Source organism: Paenarthrobacter sp. TA1.8 (assembly GCF_048595705.1).
Taxonomy (GTDB): Bacteria; Actinomycetota; Actinomycetes; order Actinomycetales; family Micrococcaceae; genus Arthrobacter; species Arthrobacter nitroguajacolicus.
The window spans coordinates 3,709,706-3,728,032 of sequence record NZ_CP184287.1; the positions used below are offsets into that span (position 1 = coordinate 3,709,706).

13 protein-coding genes are annotated in these 18,327 nt (G+C 62.1%); 4 read left to right on the forward strand and 9 right to left on the reverse strand.

The annotated features are described in order from the left end of the window. Positions 1 to 40: 40 nt before the first annotated feature. Entirely contained in the window at positions 41 to 649 is a 609-nt protein-coding gene (locus ACNAOT_RS17290; RefSeq protein WP_420178710.1) for a hypothetical protein, read from the reverse strand. Positions 650 to 752: 103 nt separating this feature from the next. Here ACNAOT_RS17290 and ACNAOT_RS17295 point away from each other — a divergent pair, with 103 nt between their 5' ends. Together ACNAOT_RS17295 and ACNAOT_RS17300 are read left to right on the forward strand one after the other, a co-directional pair. Continuing rightward, positions 753 to 1,394 carry a DUF2510 domain-containing protein gene (locus ACNAOT_RS17295; RefSeq protein WP_420178711.1) on the forward strand — a complete coding sequence of 214 codons (642 nt, stop codon included), beginning with the start codon at positions 753 to 755 and terminating at the stop codon, positions 1,392 to 1,394. Positions 1,395 to 1,460: 66 nt separating this feature from the next. After that, positions 1,461 to 2,510: a LacI family DNA-binding transcriptional regulator gene (locus ACNAOT_RS17300; protein WP_091469277.1), complete on the forward strand. Its 1,050-nt coding sequence runs from the start codon at positions 1,461 to 1,463 to the stop codon at positions 2,508 to 2,510. 327 nt (positions 2,511 to 2,837) lie between these two features. Here the strand turns inward: ACNAOT_RS17300 and ACNAOT_RS17305 are convergent, their stop codons facing one another. The 4 genes from ACNAOT_RS17305 to ACNAOT_RS17320 are packed head-to-tail and all read right to left on the reverse strand — an operon-like array spanning position 2,838 to position 7,553. Then, on the reverse strand, positions 2,838 to 4,271 hold the full coding sequence (locus ACNAOT_RS17305; RefSeq protein WP_420178712.1) for a glycoside hydrolase family 32 protein: 1,434 nt from the start codon (positions 4,269 to 4,271) through the stop codon (positions 2,838 to 2,840). A 20-nt stretch (positions 4,272 to 4,291) separates the two neighbouring features. Beyond that, complete coding sequence (locus ACNAOT_RS17310) at positions 4,292 to 5,164, reverse strand: carbohydrate ABC transporter permease (protein ID WP_178997413.1); 873 nt, start codon at positions 5,162 to 5,164, stop codon at positions 4,292 to 4,294. 8 nt (positions 5,165 to 5,172) lie between these two features. Then, positions 5,173 to 6,138 (reverse strand): carbohydrate ABC transporter permease, encoded by a 966-nt coding sequence (locus tag ACNAOT_RS17315; RefSeq protein WP_091469285.1) that lies wholly within the window; start codon positions 6,136 to 6,138, stop codon positions 5,173 to 5,175. Further along, complete coding sequence (locus ACNAOT_RS17320; protein ID WP_420178713.1) at positions 6,135 to 7,553, reverse strand: extracellular solute-binding protein; 1,419 nt, start codon at positions 7,551 to 7,553, stop codon at positions 6,135 to 6,137. The genes ACNAOT_RS17315 and ACNAOT_RS17320 overlap by 4 nt, the downstream gene beginning before the upstream one ends. Before the next feature lie 156 nt (positions 7,554 to 7,709). On the opposite strand from ACNAOT_RS17320, the gene ACNAOT_RS17325 reads away from it, so the two are divergent. After that, entirely contained in the window at positions 7,710 to 8,618 is a 909-nt protein-coding gene (locus ACNAOT_RS17325) for a phosphatase PAP2 family protein (RefSeq protein WP_420178714.1), read from the forward strand. A 135-nt stretch (positions 8,619 to 8,753) separates the two neighbouring features. On the opposite strand, the gene ACNAOT_RS17330 is transcribed toward ACNAOT_RS17325, so the two are convergent. Further along, positions 8,754 to 9,029, reverse strand: a complete 276-nt coding sequence (locus tag ACNAOT_RS17330) for a hypothetical protein (RefSeq protein WP_420178715.1) — start codon at positions 9,027 to 9,029, stop codon at positions 8,754 to 8,756. Positions 9,030 to 9,238: 209 nt separating this feature from the next. Between ACNAOT_RS17330 and ACNAOT_RS17335 the strand changes: the two genes are divergently transcribed. After that, positions 9,239 to 10,594 carry an acyltransferase family protein gene (locus ACNAOT_RS17335; RefSeq protein WP_420178716.1) on the forward strand — a complete coding sequence of 452 codons (1,356 nt, stop codon included), beginning with the start codon at positions 9,239 to 9,241 and terminating at the stop codon, positions 10,592 to 10,594. A 100-nt stretch (positions 10,595 to 10,694) separates the two neighbouring features. Here the strand turns inward: ACNAOT_RS17335 and ACNAOT_RS17340 are convergent, their stop codons facing one another. The 3 genes from ACNAOT_RS17340 to ACNAOT_RS17350 form a co-directional block, all read right to left on the reverse strand. Next, positions 10,695 to 13,502, reverse strand: a complete 2,808-nt coding sequence (locus tag ACNAOT_RS17340; RefSeq protein WP_420178717.1) for a S8 family serine peptidase — start codon at positions 13,500 to 13,502, stop codon at positions 10,695 to 10,697. A 203-nt stretch (positions 13,503 to 13,705) separates the two neighbouring features. Further along, complete coding sequence (locus ACNAOT_RS17345; RefSeq protein ID WP_420178718.1) at positions 13,706 to 16,486, reverse strand: S8 family serine peptidase; 2,781 nt, start codon at positions 16,484 to 16,486, stop codon at positions 13,706 to 13,708. A gap of 169 nt (positions 16,487 to 16,655) precedes the next feature. Next, positions 16,656 to 17,873, reverse strand: a complete 1,218-nt coding sequence (locus tag ACNAOT_RS17350) for an MFS transporter (protein ID WP_420178719.1) — start codon at positions 17,871 to 17,873, stop codon at positions 16,656 to 16,658. Positions 17,874 to 18,327 lie beyond the last annotated feature (454 nt).

An 18,327-nucleotide genomic window follows, 5' to 3' on the forward strand; every position in this document is an offset into this window, starting at 1 on the left:
TCCCGCCCCCTCTGCAGGCCAATTCGGCTATGTGGAAAAGCTACTCGTTCCAGTAGTTCAGCAGGCGTCCCTGCGCTTCAGCCAACTGCTCGCCGGGCAGGACAAACGAGCTCTCTGGTATCCCCAACGCCTGCCAGCGCACCACCAGGGTGGTGTCCTCCTCCACCGGCAAGGGCCACAACCAATAACGACCGGTGAACTGGACATACTCGTCGTTGTTGCTCCCCCCACCGCCGCCCAAGGTTGTCAGAACAGGGCCAGTGACGTCGTCGGGCTCTTGGAAGGATGACGGCCCGTGGATGGCAGCGACAGCCTTGCGTCCGTCCGGAAAAGCGACTCCCAATTCGAGCCCCATCCTGGTGTCCAGGCTGGATCGAGGGTGGTTGTAGCTCTCCTCTACGATTTCCCGCCATTCCTGGTCCGATTCGTTGCCCCGCCGCACCGACCACACCAGGTCCAACAGGCAACCGGTGGAGTAAACCTCCACGAGTTTCAGCACCACCACCATCCGCGCGCTCTTGTGGACGAACCCGCCAACGCGCGCAATTCCGGGGAGTTCGTCCGACGGCGGCCCGTACCAACCGGGCTGGACAGGCTGCGGCTGGCGCGGCCGCGCGGGCTGCTCGGGGAGGTCGTCGAAGAAGCTCATGCTCCATCCTTACACCGCCACATGGTGACTGGGGAGAGGGTCCTGGCAAGCGAGAGCCGGCAATCGCGATATTCTCAGAACCACGACTCAAAGTGGGGGAAGAATGACTCAATCAATGCCCGGTTCGACTACTCCTGCCGGCTGGTACCCGGATCCTTCGGACCCTCGTTTCGTCCGGTGGTGGGATGGACGCGCCTGGACAGCGCACCAAGCGCCCGCTCAATTCCAGGCACCCGGTCAGTTTCAGGCACCGGTTCCGGTGCCACGTCCTGAGCTCCGCCCGGAGACGCCGGTGTACAACCCGTTCATCTGGGCAATCACTTTGATGCCGCTGGTCTCCATCCTGTTCCTTTTGACCTGGCAGCCGGAGTTCAAGATGATCACCACCCGGCAGGGGGTTACCACCATGGACCCCTTCTCCATGTACACCCCCGCTTATTTCCTGCTGATGGGTTCAAGCTTCCTGTTCTACGGACTCTCGGTGTTTTTCGCTTTCCTGGACCGTCAACGCCTGCTCAAGTCCGGCGTCGTACGTCCTTTCCACTGGGCTTGGGCCTTCCTTAGCGCGCTTGTATACGTGATCGGCCGCTCTGTGATCGTCAACAAAGTGGCGCCCAAGCGGGGGCTGTGGCCTGTGTGGGCCACAATCGCCGTGTTTGTTATCAGTATGGTGATCACCGGAATCTGGATGTCCAACTTCATGCAGTCGATGTACTCCCAACTTGGGTACTCGGTCTCGACATAACGCCCAAGGTGAACCCTCACACGCGTTAGGTAGACTGCTGACAATAGAGTACGGAAGGACTTTCCTATGAACCGCAAGGCCACCGCACTGGACGTCGCCAAAAGGGCGGGCGTCTCCAGAAGCGCGGTGTCGCTGGTTCTGAACGGGCGCGGCGATGGGAACGTGGCCAAGGAAAGCCAAGATCGAATCCGGCAAGCGGCTGAGGAGCTCAACTACTCCCCCAACGCCATCGCCCTGAGCCTGCGGAATCAACGGTCGCGGGTGATCGGCATCCTGGCCGATGAAGTAGTGGTCAGCCCCTTCGATGGCAACATCATCGGCGGTGCAGATGACGTGGCCCGAAGCCGCGGGTTCGTTACCGTCGTCATGGACACTGAGCGGGACACCGCCAGGGATGCGAGCGCCATCGAAACCCTCCTGGACCGACAGGTTGATGGGCTCATGTACGTGACCGTTGGCCTGAAACCCATCGACGTCCCGCACGGGATGCTCCGCGTCCCATCGGTCCTGGCCAACTGCTACGACAACCACGCCCAGCCTCAGTTGCATCACGTCATTCCGGACGAACTCACTGGCGGCAGGGAGGCCACGGAGCACCTTTTGGCGCTAGGCCACCGGGACATCGCGCTGCTGGGCGGGTCAGAGGATTCGCCCGCAGCCCGCTTGCGCGTTCAGGGTTACCGCGACGCGCACGCCGCGGACGACACCCCGATCCGTGAAGATCGGATCTTCATGGCCGGTTGGGACATCGACGCCGGTTACCGCGGCACCATGAAACTGCTCGACGGCGTGTCCCCGGCTGATCGGCCGACGGCCATCATGTGCGCGAACGACCGCCTGGCAGTCGGCGTCGCCCTCGCCGCAGCGCGCCTGGGACTCAGCGTTCCCGAGGACCTGTCCATCATGGGCTACGACGACGAAAACCGGATTGCCGACACCATGGTTCCTTCTCTCACCACCATGGCACTGCCCCTCCGGGAGATCGGCCGGGCAGCCATGACCAAGTTGTTGGACGCGATCGAGGGCACAGATGCAGGAAAGGGAACCACGGCCGAAACGATGGTCCCCTGCCGCCTGGTCACTCGCGAATCAACCGGCCCAGCGCCCACCCGCTAATACACACGGACACCCTCGTTGCGAGGCCCACTCTGCACCCCAAAACACACCCCAAGCATGCACAACAGGCCCCACAACACACGACACCCCTCGTTGCGAGGCCCACTCTGCACCCCAAAACACACCCCAAGCCTGCACAACGGGCCTCACAACACACGACACCCCCCGTTGCGAGGCCCCCTCTGCACCCCAAAACACACCCCAAGCATGCACAACGGGCCTCACAACACACGACACCCCCCGTTGCGAGGCCCACTCTGCACCCCAAAACACACCCCAAGCCTGCACAACGGGCCTCACAACACACGGACGACGCCGGCCTGCCGCCTACGCTGGGAGCGTCAACTCCCAGACGTCGGCAGTCGCGCCAGCGGGCAAGGTGAGCTGCCATTCCTCCCCCGGAGCCGGGTAGGCCCGAAGGGTGGTGGCGACGGAACCAGAACGGTACACCTCAACAAGGGATGCATCGACGAAGATCCGCAACTCTTCGCCCGCTGCCAGGGAACCTGAGTAGACCACCTGGGCATCGGCGCCCGAACCGAGCACCAGCCCCACTGAACCGGAACCGGAACCGGAACCAGCACCAGCACCAGCACCAGAAGAAGCACCGGAAACACCCCGAACCAGCACCTCTGCGAACCCCGGAACCACAACGGAACCAGCAGCACGCGTAGCCACGGAAGCACCCCGATACGCCTCAACCTCGGGCACTGGAGATACCACCAGCGCCCCGTCAACCACCGAGAAAACGCGGGGATGCGTCAACACACCCGACCACCCGGCGTCGTCGATTTCTTCCTGGGTGCGGCCACGGCGACCATCGCGCCCCGGACCTTCGTTGGCCCACCCCCACAGCAGCGCCGCAGGAGAAGAATCAGCTGAACCATAAGAGAGCTGCACGATCTGCGGCGCGTAGAAGTCGCGGCCAAGATCGGACTTCCCCCCGGAGGAAGGAGTAAACACCGGCAATCCGGACAAAGGGTCCGCAGTGAGGGACCCGACCAGGTGCCCCACCCCGTTGGCGTGTTCGTGGTCGTCACCCGAGAGCCACAGGGAGAACATCATGACCCACGCCGAGCCACCAGAGGAGACAGGTACCTGCACCAGCTGCGGGCATTCCCAGATTTCGGCCGGCGTATGAGCAGCAGCAACGGGATCGGCGGTGGTCAGCCAAATCCCCTGGTACTTCCAGTCGTCAAGGGACTCCACCGTGTACAGCAGCAAAGCCGCGCGACCATCGGCCAGGCCGGCACCTTGCATGGCGTAGCGGGCCCCGTTGAAGTGGAAGATGAAGGGATCGCGCACAGCGGTTACCAGCGGATCAGCAGGCATGGACGCAGCAACGTGCCCGTCCTGCTTCCAGGTCACCAGATCGGCCGAACCACGGGCAATCACCACCTGCGAATGACCGCCGTGGTCCTGGACACCCGAATAGCAAGCAGTCGGAACAAGACCATCCAATGTCACCACACCTGTCCAGCACCCGGCGGAGTCCGGACCGCCGGGCTGCGGTGAAAGGGCCACCGGGTATTCTTCCCAGTGCACTAAATCAGCAGAGCTCACATGCCCCCACTGGATTTGCGAGTGTCGCGCGGACAAAGGGTTGTACTGGAAGAACACGTGGTAGCGGCCGTTGATGTAGCTGATGCCGTTGGGGTCGTTGATCCAGCCCTGTGCCGGACGCGGGTGGAAGCGCGGGAACGCCGGGTCCGGGTGCGTCGCTGCCAAAGCCAGGGAGGAAGAGAGTGCAAGGTCCGTCAACGGAACCCCTTTCAAGGAAGTTACTTGCCCGTGCCTGCGGTGAGTCCGTCCTGCAGCGCGCGCTGACCGAACATGAACACCACCAGCGCGGGAATCATGGAGAGGACAACGCCGGCCAGGACCACGGAGATGCTTCCGGTGCCGAGGTTGCCTTGGAGGGAGACCAAGCCCAGTGGCAGTGTGAAGTTCTGCTCGGAGATGGTCATGATGAGTGGCCTGAAGAACTCGTTCCAGTGGAAGTTGAACGCCAGGATGCCCACGATCGCAAGTCCCGGCATGGCCAGCGGTGCGTACACGGAACGGAACGTCCGCCACGGCGAGGCGCCGTCGATCGCAGCCGCTTCAGCGAGCTCACCGGGCAACCCCATGAAGTACTGGCGCATCAGGAAGGTGCCGAACGCCGTCGGGATGGCCGGAATGATGAGTGCGAGCAATGTGTCCGAAAGCCCGACACCGCGGATCAGCATGAACACGGGAACGATCGTGACCTGCGCGGGCACCATCATGGTGGCCAGAACAATGGAGAACAGTGCGCCGCGACCCCGGAAGTTAAGGTGGGCAAAAGCGTAGCCCGCCAACGCTGCGGTGATCATCTGCCCTACGGCAATGAGGCCCGTAACGAGCGCGCTGTTCACCACCAGCGCCACGATGTTGAGCTGCTTGAACACTTGCTCGTATGAGGTCAGGTCCGGGTTCAGCGGCAGGAAGGCGGGCGGCAGCTGGAAGGATTCCGACGGCGGTCGCAGCGAGGTGGACAGCGTCCACAACACGGGGCCCAGGACAAAGACGGACGCGATCAGCAAGACGATGACGCGGACGGCCACTGACCAGTCGCGCTTCTTCCGCTTTACTACAGGCGCCGTGGTGGTGACACGTTCTTGGATGGTAGTCATGGCGGGCCTTACTGGTAGAAGACGAATCGTTTGCTGAGCCGGAACTGCGCGGCTGTGATGGCCATGATGATGAGCGTCAGGATCACGCCGATCGCCGAGGCCTGGCCGAACTCGAGGCGCTGGAATGCGGATTCGAAGATCACCATCACGGCCGTGCGTGTCGAGTCGCCGGGTCCACCGCGGGTGAGCACATAGGGCTGGTCGAACACCTGCAGTGCGTTGATTATCGCCATGACCGAGGCCACCAGGGTGGTGGGGCTGAGCAGCGGCAGGGTGACGAACCAGTGCTTGCGCCAGCCTGTCGCACCGTCGATCGACGCGGCCTCGTATGTCTCCACCGGAATCGAGGCAAGACCCCCGATGAACAGCAGGAACGAGAACCCGAAGTTCTGCCATACGTACACAAGAATCACGACGGCGGCCGACCCGCTTGGCGTCGTCAGCCACGGAACCGCTGGGATGCCGACTATGGACAGCAGCCAGTTCACGACGCCGAATTGTTCGTTGAAGAGGTACCGCATGAAGATCGATACCGACGCCGCGGACAGGATCAACGGGAAGAAGAAAGCCGAGCGGAAGAACACCCTGAGCCAGGCCGGGAGCTTCTCCTGCACCATGATGGCCAGGCCAAGAGCCAGTCCGAGTTGGAGGGCAACAGCCACCACCACGAACACGATGGTGTTGAGGAACGACACCCGGACGGTGGGGTCCTGGACCACCTCGGCGAAATTGTCGAAGCCAACGAACGTCGGTGCCGAGATGATGTCCCAGCGGAAGAATGCGAGCGCGATCGAGGCGACGATCGGCAGCAGGGTAAAGATACCCATGCCCACGATGGTCGGTGCCAGGAAGGCCCAGGGAAGCCAGCGTTGCTGCACGCGGCCGCGCTTGGAGCCTTGTTCGTTCTTGTGGGCGGCATGGCGGCGGCCCGGCTCGCTCCCCGTCCCCGTAGGTGTACTGGTTGCGGTGCTCATGGCTGCCTCCTTAGGGCCAGTTCAAGGTCGCGCTGCATGGAACTGAGGGCGTCCTTGAGTTGCCGCTCGTCACCACTGACAGCCAGGCTTACGTTTTTCATCAGGGCGGTTTCGACGGCGGCCTGCTGGGGTGGCGCTGGGATGGGACCTGTTGTGGGGAACTTGTCCAGGGTGTCGTAGAAGACCTTCCAGTTCCGCGGACCGGTTCCGGCGTAGAGCTGCTCGTTGACCATGGAGCGCCGGGCGGGTGTGGTGTTAGGCGTGGGGAACACGATCTGCATGGCTTCGCGGCTGGAGCTGAACTTCACCCATTCCCACGCGGCATCCTTATCCTTGGCGGTCTTCATGATCGCGTAGCCTGCCGTGCCGAACTGGTGGCGCTGGGTCCGCCATTTCGGGAAGAACTGGACGTCGAAGTCGTTCTCTGTCATCCCCGCCTCGTGGAGGCCTTGCACCCAGTAGCCGCCTGCCGGCGTCGTACCTATCCTGTTGGACGCGAAGAGGCCGATCAGGGCGCTGCCGCCGCCTTCCTCCGGCCGGACACCCAATCCGTCCTTGACGAGTCCGCGGAGGTAGTCGAAGGATTCGAAGACGCGGGGATCATCGGCGTTGGGCTCGAGCCACTGGTAGCCGCCGGAGCGGAGGCTGCGCGTGGGGTCGTTGGCGTAGAAGCCGTCCCACAGCCACTCGCCGCCCGGTGAGTTGGTTTCCTTGAGGAAGCTGGTGTCGTTCGCGTACAGCCACGGCACCACTCCGCCGAAGAGACGGTTGGTCCAGTAGTAAGGGGTGAAGTCAGCTGGCTTGGCCTTCTTCATCGCGGCGAGTGTGCTGCGGAAGTCCGTGTGCGTCCAGTTGTCGGAGGGCCGTTCAAGGCCCGCCGAGCGGAGCGATGCGGTGTTGTAGTACATGTTGGCTGCGTTCCAGTCGATGGGGAGCTGGAACAGGCTGCCTTTGTACATGAACGCTTCCACCAAGCTGGGGTGGACGTCCTGGAAGTATTCCTTCATATGGTCGGCGTCGCGGCGCAGGTACTCATCCAGCGGGTGGGCCAGCTTCTCGGCGAAGAGCTGGGCGCCTTCCGTTGCCACGTACACCACGTCCGGCGGCGTCCCTGCGGCAACCATGGTGAGGATCTTGGTGAAGAAGTCCTTCCAGTCCACGGCCTGGATCGCCTGGACCTTGACCTTGATTTCGGGGTGGACCTTCGCGAAAGCGTCAATGACTTTCTGGCGGGCTGCGGCGTCTGCGGCGGTGCCCATGATGGCGATGCTGAGGCTGTTGTCTCCCCGGCCTGGAATGTCTGCCCCCGTCAGGCGCGGCCACGACGCCGCGGTGACTCCAACAATTCCGGCGCCGAGGGCTGTGAGGGCACTTCTACGTGTGAATTCACGCAAAGCCCTATTGGTTCCCGACATGTGGATTTCCTTCCCTAACACGTGTTAGGAAGCTTAAACCTGTGACCTAACACGCGTCAAGCGTCACAGGAATGTTGCCGACGTCTCACCAGGACCCGCCACGCTCGAGGGGTGACTCACACGAGCCGTCCAGAGAACTGTGGCAGTCTAGTCAGAATGAGTTCTCAGCAATTCCGCACCAGCGGGAGGTCGAGCAAACGGCCGCTTCAAGGACGCGACGCAGGCGCCGGCCAAGGCTTCCTCTTTTGCCTCGCTACGATCGCCAGCGCCGTTGGCCTGGCCGCGACGTACTACTTCTTTGTGCGCACCACCGCGGGCCAGTTCATCGACGAGTCCGCACTAGTCGAAGCAACCGTACTGGGCGGAACAGCCGGCAGGGCCTCCACCGAATTCCTGGATATGCTTCCCATGCTCTCGCTGGCCATCGCTGCGATCATGGTCCTCTTCGTGACCGTCGCCCGCCGACGCTGGACCGCAGCCGGAATCGCAGTCGCAGCATGCATCGCCGCCAACGCCGCCACGCAGATCCTCAAGCTCCTCATCCCGGACAGGCCCGACCGCGGCGTCCAGACACTTGAACTGAACTCACTCCCCTCCGGGCACACCACGTTGGCCGCCTCCGCTGCAGCTGCGGTGTTCCTCATGGTCTCGCCCCGCTGGCGTCCACTGGCAGGCTTCCTCGGCAGCACGTTCGCAGTAGCCACGGGAGTCTCCACACTCATCAACCAGTGGCATCGCCCCGCCGACGTCGTCGCTGCTTTCCTGGTGGTAGCCGCCGTCATGCTCCCCGCGGGTTGGCTCATCCTCCGCACCGGCAACAGCTGGAATGTGTGGAAGGGGTACGGCGAGCACTGGGCCGCCTCGCGCCTGTGGGTCTGGCTCACTGTTGCGGCGCTTGTGATCGCCGGCTTTGTGGCGGTCTACTCGCTGCTGCAGGTGCCCGACCTCAGCACAGACAGCACCATCGACTACTTCTGGGCCGGCACCGCCTTCATTGTGATCGCCGGATACCTGTCTGCGCTCGGCGGCACGTGGCTGTTCGGCCTGGCGGCGCGCAAGGGCTAGCGCCTTTATTGCGACGGCGGCGCGCCCTTTCGCGCCCCGCGCACCAGTGGTAACGGGGGCGGCGCACCCTTTCGCGCCCCGCGCACCAGTGGTTATGGGGGCGGCCGGCGCTAAAGGGCGCGCAGTCCCAGGGTATTAATCCGCCGGCCCTACTGAGTCGAAGAACTTGGGCTCCTCCGCAGGAGCAGATCCAGCACGCGACCGCGCCTGCTCATGGATGAAGTGCCGATCCTCATCCGTGAGGTGCGTGCCACCGTGGGCGTCGACACCTTCGTTCTCTCCCGTTTCCCCGTTAATGATTGCTGTGACGGTCCTCGGCACAATCATGGTTCCCGGATTGTCGATGAGCCACTGCTGCGTGTCCGGTGAGAGCTGGTCCCAAAATTCTTTGATGTGCATAACAATCAGCACTGCCCTTCATTGGTGGGGGTGGATTCATGAAATGCGCCGCGTGAAACCTCGAGTGATCGTGAGTGCGGTCCTCTCCAAGGCTACGCCCGGCCATGCCTATCCTGACCCGTAAGTTCCAACGTTTCTGAGGATTACGTCGACTGGCCGCTCTTCATGGGTTACAGTTATTCCAATCGATGGACAAACAGCGGCTAATCCCAGGAGCTCCCATGTCATCTACCCTCAGATCCGCCTCGCACCGAAGTGATGCCCAAGATCTCGCCGTCCCGGCCTCCCGCGATTTGGTGGTCGACTTCATCCGCGTCGTCTGCATGTTTGCCGTTGTTGCCGTTCATTTGCTCATGATGGGGATCAGCGTGGACGAGTCCGGCATCGGCGTGGGCAATCCCCTTACATCCCTGAGCTGGTTTGCCCAAGGGACATGGTTCGGCCAGGTCATGCCGCTCTTCTTCGTGGTGGGCGGCTTTGCTTCGCTCACGTCGTGGCGCAGCCTGCAACGCAAGGGCGGTGACGCTGGCGACTACCTCAGAAACCGGGTGCTGCGGCTGGTCCGGCCCACTGTTGCCTTGTACATCTTCCTCGCCATTGCGCTGTGGAGTGCGACGGCGGCTGGTGTCCCCGCTGATCTGCTCACCGTTATCGCTGCGGGCGCCGGCGTGCAGCTGTGGTTCCTGGCCGCGTACCTGATCTGCCAGGCCATGGTGCCTACGATGGCCAGGTTTCACGAGGCAGCGCCCTACCGGACCATCGCAGCGCTGGCTGCGGGCGCCGTCGTCGTTGATGTTCTTCGTTTGGGCTTGGAGCGCAACCCGTGGGGCTTCGATTCGAACCCGATCGGCCTGCTGAACATGGTGTTCGTTTGGGGACTTCTGCAGCAGCTGGGGTTTTTTTACGCCGACGGCTTCTTTGATCGCTTCGCCAAGTGGAAGCTCGTTCTTGCCGCTGGCGGCTGCTACGCCGTGATGGTTCCGCTGACGCACGCCGGTCCCTATCCCGTGGACATGCTGACCAGCCAAAACCCGCCCATGTTCCCGCTGATCCTGGTGGGGCTGGCCCACATTCTTTTGGTGAAAGCCGTCTATCCGGTGCTGCAGCGATGCGTGGGCGTCGGCTGGGTGCAGAAGGTGATGTTCGTGGTGGGTAGCCGGGCAATGACCATTTACCTGTGGCACCTGCCGTTGATCATCGCAATGTTTGGGATTGCACTGGTCCTTCGTCTGCCGTTCCCCGAGCCCGCCGGCACCGAGTGGTGGCTCAGCCGGCCACTGTTTTATGTGGCCGCGTGGGCGATGGTGCTGCTGGTTTCCACCCCTCTGGTCCGGCTGGAGCTCGCAAGCACTGCACTGGCCCCCGGTGCGGTCCGCCCCGCCATGTGGCGCATCGTTGCCGGAACTGTCCTGGCCATCGTCCCGCCGTTCGTGGTGATGAGGTCGGCGCTTGACGTCGTGAATGCTACGTGGGGGCTCGTGCTGCTGGTGATCGCCGTGGCTCTGGTGTCCGGTAAGGTTCCGGACCGGGCGTGGAAGACTCCGAGGGTTCTCTCAACGGGATCCGTGGCTTCCTGACCTTCTTTGAAAGCCAAACGGCCGCCGAACAACCTGATCAGGTTGTTCGGCGGCCGTTGTTGGTCAAAGAGGGTCGCTAAGCAGCGACCTCAACGAGCAGCTATGGCATGCGGTACAGGAACGCTGCCATGGCATCGCGGTTGATGGGTGAAAGCGGTTTGTAGCTGCGTGAGCCATTGGCTTCCAGCCAGCCTGTGGAGATTTCCATCTCCAGCATCCAAGCCATTTCCTTGTAGAACTGCTGCGTGGTGAGCACATCGTGGAACGGTGATGTAGCGGGTTCCTGGAAGTCCGGCTTCTCAGCCAAGCGGTAGAGGAATGCCGCCATGGCATCGCGGTTGATCGGCGTCAGGGGCCTGTAGGTCTTGGAGCCGTCGCCCTCGGTCCAACCGGAGGAGATTCCCTTTTCTGCCAACCATGCCATCTCTTTGTAGAACTGCTGGGTGGTGGATACGTCCTTGAACGGGGACTGAGCCGGTGCGGTGTAATCCGGGGAACCGGCGATGCGGTACAGGAAGGCTGCCATGGCATCGCGGTTGATCGCGGTCAGTGGGCGGTAGGTGACAGAGTTGTCCGCCTCAACCCAACCCTTGGAGATTCCAGCGTCAGCCATCCATGCCATTTCCCGGTAGAACTGCTGAGTTGTCAGCACATCCTTGAAAGGCGATACAGCGGGAGGCACAAAGTCCGGGCCCTTGGCGCTGAAGCGTTCCGTCCACTCCACAGTCGAACCTGCTTTGAGCACGAAACCATCCTTGGCCGCTGCCGTGACCGTGATCCGGCCTGTTGCTGGATGGGTTCCCGGCATCGCCACTTCACCGGCGACGCGGTACTCAACACCGTCCGTTTCAGGGATGGTGTAGGTGTCCTGGTCAGTGAACGGGGCGTCCACGAACTCAACTGCCGCGGGGGTTACAGCCTTGTCAGCCGGCAGGACTGCAGCAGTCGCTTCGCTGGTCAAGGACACCGTGGTGTGACCAAGCTTGGTGCCGGTCACCGTCACGGTGATCGTCGCACCGATGTCAGTCTCCGTGATGCTGTACTCGGAACCTGTGGCTCCGGCTATCGGATCCTCGTTACGCTTCCATTCGTATGCGAGGGCTACCGGAGCCGGCCCCCAGGGCTGCACGTCTGCTTTCAAGACACTGCCGACATAGGCTGGGCCAGTGATCTTCGGGGCTACGGAGTAGATATCCGCAGGCGTGATGGGGGCAGTAGGGGCTGAGGTTGCCGGCACGCTCGCGGCATACGTCTTCGCTCCGGTTACCCTCACCGAGATGACTGCGTTTGAGTCTTCGGGGGCAAGCACGTACTGGTCAAGCCTCTGGTAGGGAATGGGCTCCCCGTTGCGCAGCCATTGGTAGCTCTTGAGTACCTGGCCTGGGCTCCAGTATCCCGGATTGGCGGTCAGCATCGCGCCCACCTTGGTCTGACCATAGATGGTGGGCGTTCCTGGAATGATGGGCGCTACATCTTCAGCGAGCATCTTGAGGGCCTTGCCAGCGTCCACAAAACCGGCCCCGCAGTTACAGTTGTAGACCGGCCGGGCTGTCTCCTTCATTCGCTGCTCGATGTCGGCGGGGGTCAGCGCGGGCAGCTTGGAGTACATCATTGCGGCCACCGCAGCTACATGCGGGGCAGCCATGGAGGTGCCTTCTTTGAGGAAGTAGTCCTCGGTTGTGGCAATGTCCTGGCCATTGTTCAGCGTTGACACGATGCCGTCGCCGTAGTTGTACCTCATGTCGCCACCCGGCGCAGCAACATCCACGTTCACGCCGAAGTTGGAGTAATAGGCCTTGTTGCCGTCCTTCTTAGTTGCTCCAACAACCAGAACGTTTTTGCAGTTGGCCGGCCTGACCTGCGATGCGTCAATGTTCTCGTTGCCCGCAGCGACTACTACGGAAGCACCCTTGCCGCGGGCAAAATCTGTTGCATTCTGGTACGAGGCCGGGCAAACTCCGCGGCCGCCGAGGCTGAGGTTGATAACGCGTGCGGGATTGGCATTTGCAGGGACTCCGGCAACAGTTCCGCCGGCGGCCCAGACGATCGCGTCGGCAATGTCTGAAATGTAGCCGCCGCAGATACCCAGTGCTCGAACCGGGACAATCTTTGCCTTGGGGGCCACCCCGGCAACTCCCTTGCCATTCCCGGCAACGGCACCAATAATTCCTGCTACATGCGTTCCGTGCCACGAGGACGCTTCAGAAGGCCAGCCCACGCCGCACTGTTCGTAGTACGACCCGTCGCCTTCATCACGTGGGTTTGAGTCACGGCCGTTACCGTCGCGGGCAATTTCCGGCTCGCTGATCATGTCGTAGCCGGGAAGGACGTTCGCGTTCAGGTCGCTGTGGTTCAGGATGCCGCTGTCGATAACCGCAACAACGCTCCCCTCACCTTGGCTTACATCCCACGCACCAAGTACGCCCATGCCACCGTTACCTGTGCCGTGCGCCCACTGGAGGTTGTAATAGGTGTCATTAGGCGAGGTAGCAAACGGCCTCATGATGGAGTCAGGCTCGGCGTACTCAACGCTCGGGTCAGCCGCCAAAGTGGAAACGAGCTCGCTGGCTTCTGCCGCACCGAGTTTCCGATCGGTCTTGACCACTTCTTCACCGGTGGCCATGGTGCGCACGGATTCAACAGGTACGCCCACGGCACTGGCCGCCCGGCCGAACGACGACTTCCGGTCGGCCGATTGAATGCCGTCCCGTTCTTTGAACTTCACGATGAACTGATCCGTGGGAATTTCCTCGGAGCTGGTGGACATCGTTTTAGGTGCGGCACTCGGCATAGGCGCCGGTGTTTCATCCGCTACGGCCGGGAGTGCCGGAAGGGCGGCACCAACCAGGGCGATAACGCCCGCAACAATTACTTGAGAGCGCACACTGGCTCTCCGTCGGATCTGCATAAAACAGCGCCCTCTACTATGACGCCCCCAAGAGCGCGAAAAAATGGCCGCGAGAGTGCGGCCAGCATGAGTTTAGCCACAGTTTGGACTTTCCTGCGAATTCCCTGTGAGTCTGGGAGGTCGCTTCAAAAAGGGCAGGGGCGAGCTGCAGAAGTTCTGCAACCCGCCCCGGTTGATTTTCGCTTGTTCTTCGCGATCGTGCGCTATGGCATCCGGTACAGGAAAGCAGCCATGGCATCGCGGTTGACGGGCGACAGCGGCTTGTAAAGGCTGACATACGCGTCCCTCCAGCCGGAAGAGATACCCGATTCGTACATCCAAGCCATCTCCTTGTAGAACTGCTGACTCGCGCTTACGTCGTTGAAGGGCAGCCACGGCGGGGCCACGTAGTCAGGCTTGTTTGCCAGGCGGTAGAGGAATGCTGCCATGGCGTCACGGTTGATAGGGGTCAACGGCTTGTACAAACGCGCACCGTTCTCCGTCCACCCGGACGAAATGCCGGTCTCAGCCAACCATGCCATTTCCTTGTAGAACTGCTGGGTGGTCAGCACGTCTTTGAATGGCGACTGGGCAGGCGGTGTGTACTCCGGCGAACCAGCCATGCGGTAGAGGAATGCTGCCATGGCGTCACGATTAATCTGTGCCAGAGGCCGGTACGTGACCGACTTGTCTGCCTCAACCCACCCCGTGGATATTTTGCGGTCAGCCATCCACGACATTTCCTTGTAGAACTGCTGTGTCGTCAGGACATCCTTGAAAGGTGAAACGGCTGGAGCCACGAATTCCGGGCCTTTGGTACTGAAGAATGTGATCCACTGGGCAGCTGCATCTCGTGCCAGGGCGTACCCGGCGTGCAGCATTGCTGTCACCTTCACCTGTCCCCGTGCCGGGTATGTGCCCGCAGGCACGGTCACGCCGTTAATCTGATAGTCCACGCCATCTGTGGCCGGAACGGTGTAGTTGTCATCAACCATGTACGGAGCCTCGGCGAAAACAACCGGTGCTGGAGAGACTGCTTTATCGGCGGTAACTACAACGGCAGTCGGCTTTGTGCTCTTGGAGACCGTACCGTAAGCCAGCTTCGTACCAGTGACCGTCGCGGTTAGCGTCTTTCCTGCATCTGGGTCGGAAGGGGTGTATATGGGCTCAGTGGCGTCGGCAATCAAAGTTCCCGCTCGATACCACTGATACGAGAGTTCCACCGGTTCCGGCCCCCACGTACCAGGGTCAACCGTCAAAGCGTTCCCGACATAAGCTGACCCGCTGAGAGTGGGCTCAACAGCCGACAGCAACCCGGGCTTGACCGCGGCCGTTGGGACGGACGTGGCAGAGGCCGTCGGTGTGAAATTCATCTTTGCGGTCACAGTCACAGTGATTGCCGTGCCCAGATCCTCCGGCGCCAACGTATATGAATAGTCCGTAGCAGACGGAATATCAATGCCGTTACGTTTCCATTGGCGGGACCATTGAGCCAGGGAGTTGTACGTCCAGTTCCCGTAGTCCACGGTGACAGTCCGGCCCACAACGGGCTCACCCTTAATGCTGGGTTTACCAGCGGTGATGACTAAAGCTTCCTCTTCAACGTTACGGAGTGCACCCGTCGCATTGATAAGCCCCGCGCCGCAGACATTGCAGCTGGGTGCCGATGCTGTTGCCTTCAGTTTTTGTTCCACCGCCGCGGGCGTCAGGGCAGGCAGTTCCGATAGCATCATGGCGGCAACACCGGCTACGTGCGGGGCCGCCATGGACGTTCCCGACTTGATGTAATAGTCCTCAGTTGTGGCACGGTCCGTGCCGTTGTTGAGGGTTGATACGATTCCGTCGAGCACGTCATAGCGCATGTCCCCGCCGGGCGCGGTGACATCGATGGCCGCTCCGTAGTTTGAGTAGTACGCCTTGGTGTTAGTCCGTGTGCTCGCACCAACGGCAATGACGTCCTGGCAATTTGCTGGGCTGGCTTGCGAGGCATCGATTCCCTCGTTGCCTGCGGCCACCACAACCACGGCTCCCTTGTCACGGGCAACCTGGAGCGCATCCTGAAAGACTGCCGGGCATGTGGCTACCGTACCGATACTGATGTTGACTGTCCGGGCAGGGTTGGCATTGGCCGGGACCCCAGGCACTGTTCCGCCAACGGCCCAAATCACGCTATCTGCAATGTCTGACGCATATCCTCCACAGGTGCCAATGGCGCGAACAGGTACAACCTTGGCTTTAGGGGCTACACCCGCCACCCCTTTTCCGTTTCCGGCCACGGCGGCAATGATCCCCGCCACATGAGTACCGTGCCAGGAAGAGGAAGAGGCGGGCTCACCCGCGGCACACTGGCCGGCGGTTGTCGCATCACCCTCGTCGCGAGGATTTGAGTCACGACCATTGCCGTCTCGTGCTACCCCGCTGTCACTGATCATGTCGTATCCGGGCAGGACGTTGGCGTTCAGATCGCTGTGGCTCAGAATTCCGCTGTCGATGACCGCCACGACACTTCCCTGCCCCTGGTTGATGTCCCAGGCGATGGGCATGAGTATGCCACCTTGGTTGTGGGCCAGACCCCACTGGTAAGTGAAGTAAGTGTCATTGAACCAAGTCTCTTGCGTGCGCATGATGACGTCCGGCTCCGCGTATTCCACGTTCGGATCCGTCGACATGGCGGCAACAAGCTGGTTGGCTTCCTCTGTGCCAAGCCTTCGCTCGGTCTTGATCACGTCTTCACCTGTGGCGGTGGTTCGGACGGCTTGAACAGGAACGCCCGCTGCCCTGGCTGCACGCCCGAAGGACGCTTGGCGGTCCGCCGACTGGATTCCGTCCCGATCCTTGAACTTAACAATGAACTGGTCTGTGGGAACAACACCGGTCCCCGTCGGCGTGGGTTCCGCCGCGGCACTCGGCAATGGAGCCGGTACCTCATCCGCGACGGCCGGGAGCGCCGGCAGGGCGGCTCCCACCATTGCGATAATGCCGGCAAAAATTACTTGAGAGCGCATGCGGGCTCTCCGTCGGATCTGCATAAGACAGCGCCCTCTGCTCAAACGCCCCCAAGAGCGCGGAAAATGGCCGCGAGACTGCGGCCAGCATGAGTTTAGCCACACTTGGACTTTCCTGCGAATTCCCTGGGAGTCTTCCGGCGCTTGGGGCTAGTCCACCCCAAAAAAGCTAATAGTTACGCCGGTGCTTCAGGCGTGGAATTGCGACGGCGAACACCACTGCCGCTGCGAAGCCCAGTACACCTGTGGCCCAGATACCCGCCGACAACGAGATTGCAGCCGTCAGCGCGGACAACAGCACAGGTCCACCCGTCGCACCGGAGTCGGCCATGAATCGCCAAATGCCCAGGAAGTGACTCCGCCCGTTATCCGGCGAGAAGTCAGCTCCCAGCGTCATGATGAGCCCTGAGCTGATCCCATTGCCGAAACCGATCAGCAAGGCAACCAGGAGAAGAGGGACGAACCCGGCCGACAACGGCACCAGGATTAAGGCAGTCCCCATGATCACAGTGGACGGGATGGCCACCCATTGCCGCCCCTTCTTATCCATGAGCTTCCCGGCAGGGTAGAACACCAGCATGTCGATTGCCCCGGACAAGCCGAAGATCAACGAAGCGTGGGTGGCATCCAGTCCCAGATGGTCGGCCCACAGCGGGATCACCACCTGTCGAGATGCACGCAACGCACTCAGCAGGAGGATGCCGAAGCCGACCGTCAGGAACACTCCGGCATGGGAAACCGCGACGCTCCGCAAGGTGGACGCGGGAGGTGGCGGACCGCCGTCGGCCGCTTTCGGGGCGACCAGATCCGGGATGGTGAGCGACAAGGCAGCGGCAGCCATCATGCCACCGAAGCCCACCCAGTACGCACCGCTGATCCCGGCGAACTGCATCACGCCGGCGCCCACGAATGGCCCGATGAAGAGGCCGATCCTGGTGACGCCGCCCAGGGTCGAGAGGGCTCGAGCGCGGAACATGACGGGGACGGCCTCGGTGAGAAATTTTTGCCGAGCGAGGTTGAAGACGCTGGCGGACATCCCCACCAGGGTCATGCAGGAGGCCAACAGCCAAAGTCCGTGTTCCATTTGCGGTGCAAAGGCTGCCGCTCCGAGGGCGATCGCGCCTACAGCACCGGCTCCGACGATCGACCATCGTTCGCCGAACTTCTCAGTGATGATCGACGCCGGAATGTTGAAGAACCAGGAACCCAGACCGATCAGCGTCACGATCAACGCCGATACCGCCACCGATGCGCCGAGGTCGCGGGCGGAGAGCGCGATGACCGGCAGGACAGCCCCCTCACCGAGACAGAAAAGCACAGCTGGCCCGAATGCCGGTAGCGCGACGCTGCGGAGGCTGAAGTTTTTGTCTGCTTGGGTGGTGGTCATCCCTTTCATCCTATGACCGTCGTTGGCGGGCCGAGGGGACACATTACGTTTCGCACTCCCGGTCGGGGGCTGCTGCGCACCCGTTGCCGCCCGGCGCTCCCCTTCGTGGTCAGCCCCGCACCACTTCACGCCAATCGCACCAGAGGTAGCAGGGGCGATCGGCGGGTACGGGTGCGATCGAGCCCGGCTGGCTGGCACGCACCGCTTTCCGCGCTGCGCACCCGTTGCCGCCCGGCGCTCCCCTTCGTGGTCAGCCCCGCACCACTTCACGCCAATCGCACCAGAGGCAACAGGGGCGATCGGCGGGTACGGGTGGGATCGAGCCCGGCTGGCTGGCTCGCACCGTTTTCCGCGCTGCGCACCCGTTGCCGCCCGGCGCTCCCGTTCGTGGTCAGCCCCGCACCACTTCACGCCAATCGCACTAGAGGTAGCAGGGGCGATCGGCGGGTACGGG